14 protein-coding genes are annotated in these 11,317 nt (G+C 53.9%); 5 read left to right on the top strand and 9 right to left on the bottom strand.

Annotated elements, in window-relative coordinates:
• Positions 1–38 precede the first annotated feature (38 nt).
• The 3 genes from V6940_RS14900 (at position 39) to osmB (ending at position 1,555) form a co-directional block, all read left to right on the top strand.
• Positions 39–221, top strand: coding sequence for a YciZ family protein (locus tag V6940_RS14900; protein WP_035896315.1), 183 nt, complete (start codon positions 39–41; stop codon positions 219–221).
• A 70-nt stretch (positions 222–291) separates the two neighbouring features.
• On the top strand, positions 292–1,041 hold the full coding sequence (gene yciT / locus V6940_RS14895; protein ID WP_333496387.1) for a DNA-binding transcriptional regulator YciT: 750 nt from the start codon (positions 292–294) through the stop codon (positions 1,039–1,041).
• 298 nt (positions 1,042–1,339) lie between these two features.
• Entirely contained in the window at positions 1,340–1,555 is a 216-nt protein-coding gene (gene osmB, locus V6940_RS14890) for an osmotically-inducible lipoprotein OsmB (protein ID WP_035896313.1), read from the top strand.
• Positions 1,556–1,699: 144 nt separating this feature from the next.
• Here osmB and yciH read toward each other — a convergent pair whose 3' ends face one another.
• The 5 genes from yciH to pgpB form a co-directional block, all read right to left on the bottom strand.
• Positions 1,700–2,026: a stress response translation initiation inhibitor YciH gene (gene yciH / locus V6940_RS14885; RefSeq protein ID WP_185666047.1), complete on the bottom strand. Its 327-nt coding sequence runs from the start codon at positions 2,024–2,026 to the stop codon at positions 1,700–1,702.
• The gene (gene pyrF / locus V6940_RS14880) at positions 2,026–2,760 is read right to left on the bottom strand and encodes an orotidine-5'-phosphate decarboxylase (RefSeq protein ID WP_220440557.1); all 735 of its coding nucleotides are present in this window, start codon (positions 2,758–2,760) and stop codon (positions 2,026–2,028) included. Before pyrF ends, yciH begins: the two co-directional genes overlap by 1 nt.
• Positions 2,761–3,032: 272 nt before the next feature.
• Positions 3,033–4,202, bottom strand: coding sequence for a lipopolysaccharide assembly protein LapB (lapB, locus tag V6940_RS14875; RefSeq protein ID WP_333496386.1), 1,170 nt, complete (start codon positions 4,200–4,202; stop codon positions 3,033–3,035).
• A gap of 4 nt (positions 4,203–4,206) precedes the next feature.
• A complete protein-coding gene (locus tag V6940_RS14870) occupies positions 4,207–4,515 on the bottom strand; it encodes a LapA family protein (RefSeq protein ID WP_185666044.1) in 309 nt (102 codons plus the stop codon).
• Between the two features lie 170 nt (positions 4,516–4,685).
• Positions 4,686–5,411 carry a phosphatidylglycerophosphatase B gene (gene pgpB, locus V6940_RS14865; protein WP_333496385.1) on the bottom strand — a complete coding sequence of 242 codons (726 nt, stop codon included), beginning with the start codon at positions 5,409–5,411 and terminating at the stop codon, positions 4,686–4,688.
• 167 nt (positions 5,412–5,578) lie between these two features.
• On the opposite strand from pgpB, the gene ribA reads away from it, so the two are divergent.
• Positions 5,579–6,169: a GTP cyclohydrolase II gene (ribA, locus tag V6940_RS14860; protein WP_333496384.1), complete on the top strand. Its 591-nt coding sequence runs from the start codon at positions 5,579–5,581 to the stop codon at positions 6,167–6,169.
• Positions 6,170–6,219: 50 nt separating this feature from the next.
• Here the strand turns inward: ribA and V6940_RS14855 are convergent, their stop codons facing one another.
• From V6940_RS14855 to V6940_RS14845, 3 genes are read right to left on the bottom strand one after another with little or no spacing between them, the layout of a single operon-like run.
• On the bottom strand, positions 6,220–7,347 hold the full coding sequence (locus V6940_RS14855) for an ABC transporter ATP-binding protein (protein WP_333496383.1): 1,128 nt from the start codon (positions 7,345–7,347) through the stop codon (positions 6,220–6,222).
• 12 nt (positions 7,348–7,359) lie between these two features.
• Positions 7,360–8,262 (bottom strand): carbohydrate ABC transporter permease, encoded by a 903-nt coding sequence (locus V6940_RS14850; protein WP_220440558.1) that lies wholly within the window; start codon positions 8,260–8,262, stop codon positions 7,360–7,362.
• Positions 8,255–9,145 carry a carbohydrate ABC transporter permease gene (locus tag V6940_RS14845; protein ID WP_035892909.1) on the bottom strand — a complete coding sequence of 297 codons (891 nt, stop codon included), beginning with the start codon at positions 9,143–9,145 and terminating at the stop codon, positions 8,255–8,257. Before V6940_RS14845 ends, V6940_RS14850 begins: the two co-directional genes overlap by 8 nt.
• Positions 9,146–9,339: 194 nt before the next feature.
• On the opposite strand from V6940_RS14845, the gene V6940_RS14840 reads away from it, so the two are divergent.
• Complete coding sequence (locus V6940_RS14840) at positions 9,340–10,188, top strand: helix-turn-helix domain-containing protein (RefSeq protein WP_333496382.1); 849 nt, start codon at positions 9,340–9,342, stop codon at positions 10,186–10,188.
• A 19-nt stretch (positions 10,189–10,207) separates the two neighbouring features.
• Here V6940_RS14840 and bglB read toward each other — a convergent pair whose 3' ends face one another.
• Complete coding sequence (gene bglB, locus V6940_RS14835; RefSeq protein WP_333496381.1) at positions 10,208–11,317, bottom strand: beta-galactosidase BglB; 1,110 nt, start codon at positions 11,315–11,317, stop codon at positions 10,208–10,210.

Here is an 11,317-nt window from a genome sequence, read left to right as displayed (position 1 = left end):
TCATTGATTTCAATCGAATTTATCAACAGGATCCCACTATGTCCGAGCTCGATGCGCGTCAGGTAGCCCAACGTATTGATACCGTACTTGATATTCTGGTTGGCGGCGACACCCATTCCGCAATCAATAATCTTGAAATACTCAAAGCGGAATTACTGGCCTACGCGGCAGACGAACGCGACAGCCGAACAGGTCAGCCAAAATCCCCGTGGGAAATCTGACACCATTCGCCCTGCGAGCGGCGGGTTAATCATCGCTTCCGCCCTTGCCCTAAAAATTGATGCATTGATTATGAATTCCCGACAGCAAACCATATTACAACTGGTGATTGATAAAGGCCGGATGAGCGTCGCCGATTTGGCGAAGATGACCGGCGTTTCGGAAGTCACTATTCGTCAGGACCTGAATCTGCTGGAAAAGCAGAGCTATCTGAGACGTACGCACGGTTTCGCCGTTCCTCTGGACAGCGAAGACGTGGAAACACGCATGATGAACAACTTTGCGCTCAAGCGTGAACTGGCGGCCTTTGCGGCCTCGCTGGTGCGTCCGGGCGAAACGGTGTTTATTGAGAACGGTAGCAGCAATGCGCTGCTGGCGCGCGAACTGGCAAAGCAGCCGGATATTACCATCATCACCGTCAGCAGCTATATCGCACACCTGCTGAAAGAGACCCCGGGTGAAGTTATCCTACTCGGCGGGATCTACCAGAAGAAAAGCGAAAGCATGGTTGGCCCATTGACGCGTCAGTACATCCAGCAGGTGCATTTCAGCAAAGCATTTATCGGTATTGACGGCTGGCAACCGGAAACCGGCTTTACCGGTCGCGATATGATGCGCGCCGATATTGTCAATGCGGTGCTGGAAAAAGGCAGTGAAGCCATTGTTCTGACCGACAGCTCCAAGTTCGGCGCGACGCATCCGTATCCGCTTGGGCCGATGAGCCACTTCAATCGTTTGATTACCGACGATAATTTATCCACGGAAAAACAGCTGCAGCTGGAGCAAACCGGACTTACCGTGAATATCGTGATGCGTCCTTAGTCACCCCGCCCGATGCCTGCTGGCGTCGGGTTTTCTCCGTTTTATCTCCCCCCGATTTACCCCGCTTCGCTATGAGACTTTTCCTACGCCGGAATTAAGACTTTTTCCCTGGAACTTACATCACAAATTCGTAAAATTAATGTTAGCGATATAACAGGAAGTAACTATCACTTGCGTGACTTTTAGCAACAAAATTTACAACCTGCGCAACAAGCTTCACGGAATACGCACTAAGTACTGGTGGCAACTGCTATAGTTAAAGGGCTTTTTCCGTGAATAGAATATTCAGGAGAAAAAAATGACTTCAATGAAAAAAATGACGGCTGCTGTTTTAGCGGTAACACTGGTAATGTCGCTGAGTGCATGTTCTAACTGGTCCAAACGTGACCGTAATACCGCGCTGGGTGCTGGTGCAGGTGCAATCGGTGGCGCCGTGTTAACGGACGGTAGCGCGCTGGGTACGCTGGGCGGCGCGGCGGTAGGTGGTATTATCGGCCATCAGGTCGGCAAATAAACCGCAATTCGAATATCAGGGCTCCGATGAGAATCGGGGCCCTTTTTATTTCATCAAGAATGAGGGTGACATTCCCAGGGTCGCATGCGCTCGCCCGGACTACAGGATGGGTAGGCCGGATAAGGCAACGCCGCCATCCGGCAATTAACCGCCTGCCAGCTTGACCTTCATCCCCTTGGCTTCCAGCAGCGTTTTGAGCAAATCGCGTTTGTCGCCCTGAATTTCAATCACGCCGTCTTTCAACGCACCGCCGCAGCCGCATTTCTTTTTCAGCTCGGCGGCAAGTTTGGTCAGCTCGTCGTCGTTGAGATCGATACCGGTGATGAGACAAACGCCCTTCCCTTTACGCCCGCTGGTCTGGCGCTGAATTCTCACCACGCCGTCGCCTTTCGGACGCACCACGGCGGCTTTAGGCTCATCGATACGGCCGGTTTCCGTCGAGTAGACCAGACGGCTGTTGTTGTCGCTCATTATGCCCCCAGATTCAGCGATGCATTAATGTCGCGCAGAGTTTGCGCCGGGTCGGCAGACTGCGTGACCGGGCGACCGATAACCATATAGTCTACGCCTGCGGTCAGCGCCTGCTCTGGCGTCATAATACGACGCTGATCGCCAGCTTCACTGCCGGTTGGGCGAATGCCTGGGGTCACCAGCTTAAACGCCTGGCCCAGCTCCTGCTTAAAGCGAACGGCTTCCTGTGCCGAGCATACCACGCCATCCAGACCGCAGTTTTTGGTCAACGTTGCCAGCTTCAAGGCGTAGTCCGCCGGAGACAGTGCAATGCCCAGGTCCTGCAGATCGCTGGACTCCATGCTGGTCAGCACGGTAACCGCAATCAGCAGCGGCGCATCGGCGCCAAACGCCGTCAGCGCTTCACGCGCGGCGGTCATCATTCGAGCCCCGCCGGACGCGTGTACGTTTACCATCCAGACGCCCAGATCCGCCGCGGCGGCAACCGCATGGGCGGTGGTGTTCGGAATATCGTGGAATTTCAGGTCCAGGAAAATCTCAAAGCCACGCTGCTGCAGGTCACGCACAAACTGCGGGCCAAACAGCGTAAACATCTCTTTGCCCACTTTTAAGCGGCAGTCACGCGGGTCAATGCGGTCAACAAAGGCGAGCGCGTTGTCGCGATTATTGTAGTCAAGGGCAACAACAACGGGAGAGGTGGTGACAACACGAGAAGAAGATGAAGCAACGGACATGACTGGACCTTCTTATTGATGGGCACGCGGGGTGCGGAAAAGGTAAACGGGCAGCATTCTACCTGCGTGACCGGACAGGCACAATGCCGAGGGATAAACGAAGGGGAAATTAAAGTATGTTGTAACTATACCCGTCATACTTCAAGTTGCAGGTGCGTTGGCTGCATTCGCTCACCCCAGTCACTTACTAGAGTAAGCTCCTGGGGATTCACTCCCTTGCCGCCTTCCTGCAACTCGAATTATTTAGGGTATAAGCGGGTTATTTTTAGAAATTATTGGCCGTCCAGCCCGCGAATAGGCTTAATGGTCGACCAGGAGCGGCAGGATGGGCAGTGCCAGTAGAGCGTATAGGCGGTAAAACCGCACTTCTGGCAGCGATAGCGCGGCTTGCTGCGTACCTGTTCACCAACCATGTCACGCAGCACCATCAGGCTCTCTTTGGCGCGCCCTTCTTCCGCCTCGTTGAGGTGGTAGTCCATCAGCTTGTGGAACACGCGCATGGTTGGGTGACGCTGCAGTTGGCGCGTCACATAGGTTTGCGCCGCTTCTCCGCCTTTACTCTGTTCCATCACCTGCGCCAGCATCAGCTCCGCCGTGGCACCGGTGTTCTCTTCCACACAGCGCTGGAGGAAATGCTCCCACTCTTTGTCTTTGCCGAGCTGGTGATAGCAGGTTTGCAGCATTTCCAGCGTTTCGCTGACCAGTTCTTTATCCTGGTCAATCACTCGCAGCAGGCTGTCCATCGCTTTGGTGTAGTCGCCCTTTGCCATCCACGCGCGCCCCATCATGATGGACACTCGCGCGCTTGACGGGTCGGCCGCCGCGCCGCGCTTGAGCAGCGACATGGCTTTATCGAGATCGTCATTGCCCATTTGCTGCAGCGCCAGCTCGCACCAGAAGTGAGCGATGTCGCCGCGATGTTTATCTTTACCCAGTTTCACCAGGCGCTCGGCGGTATCGATAGCCTTTTGCCAGTCGCTGGTAGCCTGGTAGATTTGCAGCAGCTGCTGCAGCGCGCTGATGCGGAAGTCGGTTTCGTCCACCAGCTGATTAAACATGTCTTCGGCACGGTCATACAGCCCGGCGGCCATATAATCACGCCCCAGCTGCTGCACCGCCAGCAGGCGCTGGTCGTAGGTCAGAGAGGCGCTTTCCATCAGCGTCTGGTGGATGCGGATAGCGCGGTCAACCTCGCCGCGCGAGCGGAACAGGTTGCCCAGCGTCAGGTGAGCTTCCACGGTGCCGGTATCCTCTTTGAGCATGTCGAGGAACAGGTCAACCGCTTTATCCTGCTGGTTGCTTAAAAGAAAGTTCACCCCTGCCACGTAGTCACGCGACAAGCGGTTCGCTTCGTCCTGTTTGGACTGTTGTGCACTTCTGCGGCCCATATACCAGCCATAGGCTGCTGCTACGGGTAAAAGCAGAAACAACAACTCCAGCATGTAATTATTCCTTCGCCGCCGGAACGGCCGGGGTTACCGGGGCCGTCGCGTCGGGCGTCATTTGATGTTCGAGTCTTTTGATTTTACGTTCGGCACGCAGCAGCGAGACCCGCACGCGCAGCCAGAACAGGCCGCAGACCAGCCAGCCAATCGCGAAGCCCACGGCAAACAGCACCGCCAGCAGCGTGGAAATTCTGAATTCGCCCTGAGCAAGCAGGTAGTTAAAGGTTACCAGCTGATCGTTTTGTGCACCCAGCGTCACCGAAATGACAAAAATCGCTAACACCAATAAGAAAATGAGTAGGTATTTCACATGACTTCCCGTTATGTGGCTTTGGCAGTGTCGACACCGCACCCAGCCTTATAAAATAACATCTTCACCGCGACGACGAAATGGAAAAGCGCACTGAGAGTGCTTAGATCTGTGGTTAGCCACGATGGAAATCAACCCTTTCCCCTGAATTCTCTTCGCCGCGCCCGCGTTTATGCCGTTTTTTCCAGCGGCCCACACCAGTAGCGCACCAGCCAACAGGCCACCGTTGCCAGCAGCCACGACATCACCGTCGCTACCATCAAATCCAGCGGCCAATGCATGCCCAACAGCAGACGACTGCCCATCACGCCTATCGCCCAGACCATCGCCAGCGCCACCGTCAGCACCTGACGACGCGGCCACAGCAGCCCCACCATCAGCAGCGCCCAGGTTGCCGCAAACATGGTGTGACCGGAGGGAAAGGCAAATCCGGTCTCTTTTTGCCAGTGATGGCGCAAAAAGCCGGGAATATCATTTTGTTGCGCCAGCTGTTCTTTCACCAGCGCCGCCCTTTCTTTACGCTTTAAAGTGTAGAACTGTGCAACGGGAATTTGCTGCGTTTTTTCCAGCCAGACGACAAAAGGCCGCGGTTCCTGCACCTGCTCTTTCACCAGTGATTTTGCCCCCTGGCCCAGCAGTACCGTCGCGCTGAGTACCAGAACCAGGATAATCGCATTGCGCCGTCCAGGCCGCAACATCGCGATAACCAGCACGCACAGCAGCAAATGGGTAATAATGCCCCACGGTTGGGTCACGGTTTCCGTTATTGCATACAGCGCGTGTAGCCCCCATCCGCTCGGCGCTGGCAGCCACTGCCAGCCGGAAAGCCACACCGCCAGCGGCATCAATAACAGTAGAATGGCGGCAATGGTCGTTCGTCCCGCGATGGTGCGCATTTCTCTTCCCTCTTGCATCAATGTCATCGTCCAACCTAAGGATAAAGTGTCAAATTTGTGCGCTTTACGAGCGGTCACCCGCGCACAATTAGGTGAAGTAAAGCACGTTGTGGCAAAATAAGGAAAACAGAAGGCGCTGATCGCGCTGAGATAATCTGGAGAATCACATGCAGCTTAAACGAGTGGCAGAAGCCAAACTGCCAACCCCCTGGGGCGATTTCCTGATGGTGGGCTTTGAAGAACTGGCAACCGGGCACGACCACGTCGCGCTGGTTTTTGGTGATATTACCGGGCAGACCCCGGTGCTGTCGCGGGTTCACTCTGAGTGTCTGACCGGCGATGCGCTTTTCAGCCTGCGCTGTGATTGTGGTTTCCAGCTTGAAGCCGCGCTGTCGCACATTGCAGAAGAAGGCCGTGGGATCCTGCTGTACCATCGCCAGGAAGGTCGTAACATCGGTTTGCTCAATAAAATCCGCGCCTACGCGCTGCAGGATCAGGGCTACGACACCGTTGAGGCAAACCACCAGCTGGGTTTCGCCGCCGATGAGCGTGATTTCACCCTGTGCGCCGATATGTTTAAACTGCTGGGCGTAGACGCGGTGCGTCTGCTGACCAACAACCCGAAAAAGGTCGAGATCCTGACCGAAGCGGGCATCAATATCGTTGAGCGTGTACCGCTGATCGTGGGCCGTAACCCGAAAAATGCCCACTATCTCGATACCAAAGCGGCCAAGATGGGGCATTTGCTCGATAAATAAGGTCGTGGTCGCCGCTTATCACTAAACGGCGACCTCTTTATTCCCTCTGCTTAAAGTGAAATATTCAGCTCGCTCTCGGCATCAAAAATATGGCATTTCGCCATCTCAAAGCGGAACCATACCTGGCTATTCAGCCCGGCATCCAGAATAGGCTTCACCTGATCGGAAGGCATACGTGCCGTCAGTTCAAAATCCCCCACCTGCAGGTAGAGAAAGAACTCGTGGCCCATATTCTCAACGCGGATAAGCGTGCCCCGACCGCCGCCTTCAGCAAACGGCTGCGTTGAGACGTGAACGTACTCGGGGCGAATCCCAAAGCAGACCGCTTTATCGACGTAGTGCGCCACCTTTTCCTGCTGCTGTGCGTTGAGCGGCAGCGTGTCGTGGCCGACGGTGATGTGCAGCCCGTCATCTTTACGCACAATCCTGGCCGGTTTGATGTTCATCTCCGGTGCGCCGATAAACCCGGCCACGAACATATTTTGCGGATAGTGGTAGAGGTTATCCGGTGTATCAACCTGCATGATATGGCCAAGCTTCATTACGCAGATACGGTCGCCCATGGTCATCGCTTCGGTCTGGTCGTGGGTGACATAAACGGTGGTCGCCGGTTTCCCGGAGCGTTTGAGCGATTTATGCAGATCGGAAATACGAATACGCATTGAAGCGCGCAGTTTGGCATCGAGGTTCGACAGCGGTTCATCAAACAGGAACACGTCCGGCTTTTTCACGATCGCGCGGCCTACCGCCACGCGCTGCGCCTGGCCGCCGGAGAGCTGGCGTGGCAGGCGGTCGAGCAAATCTTCCAGTTCAAGAATTTTCGCGGCTTCGTTCACCTGTGCCTCAATCTGCGCTTTCGGCAGCTTGCTCAGCTTCAGGCCGAATGCCAGGTTTTCACGAACGGTCATATGTGGATAGAGCGCATAGTTCTGGAACACCATCGCAATCCCACGCTCTTTCGGCGGCAGGTTGTTGACAATCTTCTCGCCAATGCGCACCTCCCCGCCGCTAATGGTTTCCAGCCCCGCCAGCATACGTAAGGTTGTCGATTTGGCGCAGCCGGACGGGCCGACAATCACCATAAACTCCCCTTCCGCAATCTTAAGGTCGATACCATGTACCGCTTTGAAGCCGTTGGAGTACACTTTTTCCAGTTTGTTGAAAATCACTTCAGCCATGATAGTTCCCTCTTAACCTTTAATTCCGCTGCTGGAGACACCCTGGACGAAGTAGCGCTGCGCCAGGAAGAAGACAATGATTGACGGCAGAATGGAGATGCTCGCCATTGCCAGAATTTCGTTCCACGGCGCGCCTTCGGTCACGTCGATGGACATTTTCAGCGCCAGAGCAATCGGATATTTATCCACGCTGTAGACGTAAATCAGCGGCCCGATAAAGTCGTTCATCGACCACATAAACTGGAACAGCGCCACGGAGATAATCGCCGGTTTAAGGATGGGCACCACCACGTACCACAGCACCTGCCAGGAGTTACAGCCGTCAATCTGCGCCGCCTCTTCCATGTCACGCGGCACGCCGCGTAGGAACTGGATCAGCATAAAGACGAAGAACCCTTGCGTGGCAAACGCCGTCGGCAGATAGAGCGGCAGATAGCTGTTGAGCATGCCCATTTCGCGGAACATCAGGTACTGCGGGATGAGCAGAACGGTACTCGGCAACAGCATGGTGGCAATCAGCGTGGCAAACCAGAATTTCTTCCACGGGATCTCGAAGCGGGCAAAGCCGTAGGCCACGATGGTGGAAGAGACGATAGTCAGGATCACCTTCGGAATAACGTATTTGAAGGTGTTAATCATGTAGTGACCGAAGTCGTATTCCGTCCCCGTTTTCCAGCCGTTGATAAACCCATCCCAGGTCGCATGGACCGGCCAAAGGTTCAGGGTGGTGAAAATTTCGTGGTTTGGTTTAAACGATGCCGAGAACATCCACGCCAGCGGGTAGAGCATCATCAGCCCGACCACCAGCAGAATGGTATAACGCAGCGATCGACTCACTTTTTCGCGGCGCAGCGTGCGGGCCACTTCACGTGCGGCCTCCTGCTCGGTCGCAGACATGGTTTGCAGATCAGCCATTTTTGCCTCCCTTATCGGCGGAGTAGAAGACCCAGTATTTCGATGATTTGAAAGCTACGGCGGCAAAGGCAGCCACCACCAGGAACAGGACCCACGCCAGCGCAGCGCCGTAGCCCATATCGAAATATTTAAACGCGGTATCGTAGATATAGAGCGAGAACAGATAGGTGTAGTAGGTCGGTCCCCCGCCGGTAATCACGTACGGCCCGGTAAATTCCTGGAAAGTGCCGCTGGTCTGCATGATGAAGTTAAAGAAGATTACCGGCGTAATCAGCGGTACCGTCACCTTGAGGAACATCTGCCATTTCGACGCGCCGTCAATCATCGCCGCTTCATACTGCGACTGCGGGACGTTTTGTAGCGCCGCCAGGAAAATAACCATCGCCGAACCAAACTGCCAGACGCGCAGCAGCGTAACGGAAATCAGCGCCAGCGAGGGTTCACCCAGCCAGTTGATCGGATCTACGCCAATCGCCCCCAGCATGCTGTTGAACAGGCCGTCGATGGCGAACAGCGCTCGCCATAGGACCGCAATAGCTACCGAACTACCAAGAATCGACGGAATGTAGTACGCGGTGCGAAAGAAACCGATGCCCCGCAGTTTGAAATTGAGCACGAAGGCAATGCCCAGTGCGAACGCCAATTTGACGGGAATGGTCAGGAACACGTAGACAAAGGTCACCGCCATAGATTTCCAGAACAGTGGGTCTTCCGTCAGCATGTAACGATAATTTTCAATGCCGTTAAATTCTGGCGGACTCATTAAGTCGTACTGGGTAAAACTCAATAAAAAGGACGAAATAAAGGGAAAAGCGGTGAACACCACTAACCCTATTATGTACGGTGAGATCCATGCCAGCCCTAATAACTTATTCTCGTTCATAGATTCCTCTAATATAATAAAGATATCTTGAGTAACGACACCGTGTTTACGGTTCGCATAGTGATCTTTATCACATTTAATATTATCTGATTAATTTTCGCCGTGAACTCCAGCAGAATAATGAAAAAACATTTCATTTTTTAAAAATTAAAACCTATAGTCAGAAAATAATCTCTCTGCTGAAGGCTATTGCTATGGCATTGCGTCGTCATTCCACCTATTTCCCTGAAAATGCGTCACTGATGATTAAGCACATCGCTGACCAGGATGTCTGTCCGCTGCACGCCCATGACTTTTATGAAATGGTCTGTGTCTCCTCCGGGAGCGGGATGCACGTCATTGACGGGATTTCCTGGCCTATCAGCTGCGGTTCGGTATTTATCGTCTCGCCCAATGAAGAGCATTATTTTGAAAAAGTCGAAAAGCTGTCGCTCCTCAATATTCTCATTCATCCGGATTTTCTCACCGAGACCCTGCTGTCGCTGTTAGCCGACTTCGCGCCAAATAAGCAATTTATGGCCACCCATCAAACCATCGTACATAGTGCATTTTATACCAACCTATTAAATGAAGAATTAAACAAAGATTTAGCCTGGCGCGCCATTATGCTGGAAACGTTATTTACGCAACTCGCCGTATTCTTACAGCGTGGTCATGTGAGTCAAACCGCTCATCGCTGTGCCAAGGAAGATTCAATTATCTATTTGCTAAATTATTTGCATCACAATTATGCAAATGATCAATTAAGCATTGATTATCTGGCACAAAAATTTAATATTCAAAAGCGCATGCTGGAGCGAAAAGTACAATCTATTACCGCCTTAACGCCCAATGATTACATCACCCACGTCCGCTTGTGCCATGCCATGAATCTGTTAGTCACTTCGGAACAGTCCATTACCGAGATTGCCTACCTGTGCGGTTTTAACGACAGCAACTACTTCTCCCATCGCTTCAAACTCTTTTTCGGCATGCCGCCGCGCACGGTACGCAAGTACGGACTGTTCCCACTGATAAACCACCGTACGGCTCTCCAGTCCTGAGACCAGGAGCCGTAGCGACTTAGATAAACAGATGCTGATACTCGATTAACGCCAGCATCGCCATTGCCTGCCCGTACGGCATAGAGGTACGTTCGATGTTGCGGTAGTAGTCAAGATCTTTGCCCATTCCGGTACCGAAGGAGACGTTCGCCAATTCGCCCTGCGGGGTAATCTGGCGCATGACCCCTTCTGCCGCCGCCACCCCGGTCGCCAGGAAGCGTTTATCGATATAACGCTTACGAACCGCCTTCAGAATGCCGTAGGCAAAACCTGCTGAGGCGGAAGATTCCAGGTAGGAGGTGGGATCGTCCAGCAACGTATGCCACAGCCCGCTCTCTTGATCCTGACGCTCCGCCAGCGCGGCTACCTGACGGGAAAGCTGCCCTAACAAGAACTCGCGTACCGGGTCACCCTGCGGGAGATCGAGCATCTCGATGAAGTCAGGGATCGCCACCGTCACCCAGCTATTACCGCGCCCCCACAACGCTTTGGCATAGTGATGTCGACCTTCGAAGTTCCAGCCGTGGTACCACAGTCCCGTAGGCGCATCGCACAGATACTGCGAGTGCAGCAGGAACTGCCGTTTGGCCTCTTCAACCCATTCCGGGCGATTCAGTACCAGGCCCGCTTTCGCCAGCGGCATCACGCTCATCATTAGCGTGTCATCCCACAGTTGCTGATGGTGCGCATAGTTAAAGGTCATATGCTGCAGCCCACCCAGCTCGGTGCGCGGCATTTCGTACATTACCCAGTTAGCCCAGCATTCGATATAACGCTTCCACGGCGTGTAGCCGTTCTCTTCATACACTGAGGCCAGGGTCAGCATTGGCGCCATGGTGTTGACGTTTTTGGTTGGCGTACCTTCACGGAAACGATCCGTGAACCACTGTTCGATAATCGCCAGCCAGCGCGGGTCGCGGGTTTGCTGCCAGTACTGCCAGAGCCCGTACAGCCCCACGCCGTGGGTCCATTCCCAACCGCCCCACCCTTTGGTGTCGACCACGCGCCCATCGGCCAGCGTCATCAAAAATGCGCCGTTTTCGTCGCGAATATTCACCAGCGCATCGATCAGCTTTTCGGTCATCAGCACCGTTTTATCGGCGCTAAACTGCAGTTGTTTCCTCTCCAT

The organism is Kluyvera sp. CHPC 1.251 (assembly GCF_036759945.1).
GTDB classification, from domain to species: domain Bacteria; phylum Pseudomonadota; class Gammaproteobacteria; order Enterobacterales; family Enterobacteriaceae; genus Kluyvera; species Kluyvera sichuanensis.
This window is presented reverse-complemented; position numbering and strand designations above follow the sequence as displayed.

Coding starts and splice junctions, on each gene's coding strand:
- bglB (WP_333496381.1), bottom strand. CDS start 11,317: ATGGAGAGGAAACAACTGCAGTTTAGCGCCGATAAAACGGTGCTGATG.
- pyrF (WP_220440557.1), bottom strand. CDS start 2,760: ATGTCCGTTGCTTCATCTTCTTCTCGTGTTGTCACCACCTCTCCCGTT.
- V6940_RS14845 (WP_035892909.1), bottom strand. CDS start 9,145: ATGAACGAGAATAAGTTATTAGGGCTGGCATGGATCTCACCGTACATA.
- V6940_RS14850 (WP_220440558.1), bottom strand. CDS start 8,262: ATGGCTGATCTGCAAACCATGTCTGCGACCGAGCAGGAGGCCGCACGT.
- osmB (WP_035896313.1), top strand. CDS start 1,340: ATGACTTCAATGAAAAAAATGACGGCTGCTGTTTTAGCGGTAACACTG.
- lapB (WP_333496386.1), bottom strand. CDS start 4,202: ATGCTGGAGTTGTTGTTTCTGCTTTTACCCGTAGCAGCAGCCTATGGC.
- yciT (WP_333496387.1), top strand. CDS start 292: ATGAATTCCCGACAGCAAACCATATTACAACTGGTGATTGATAAAGGC.
- V6940_RS14855 (WP_333496383.1), bottom strand. CDS start 7,347: ATGGCTGAAGTGATTTTCAACAAACTGGAAAAAGTGTACTCCAACGGC.
- yciH (WP_185666047.1), bottom strand. CDS start 2,026: ATGAGCGACAACAACAGCCGTCTGGTCTACTCGACGGAAACCGGCCGT.
- pgpB (WP_333496385.1), bottom strand. CDS start 5,411: ATGCGCACCATCGCGGGACGAACGACCATTGCCGCCATTCTACTGTTA.
- V6940_RS14840 (WP_333496382.1), top strand. CDS start 9,340: ATGGCATTGCGTCGTCATTCCACCTATTTCCCTGAAAATGCGTCACTG.
- V6940_RS14900 (WP_035896315.1), top strand. CDS start 39: ATGTCCGAGCTCGATGCGCGTCAGGTAGCCCAACGTATTGATACCGTA.
- ribA (WP_333496384.1), top strand. CDS start 5,579: ATGCAGCTTAAACGAGTGGCAGAAGCCAAACTGCCAACCCCCTGGGGC.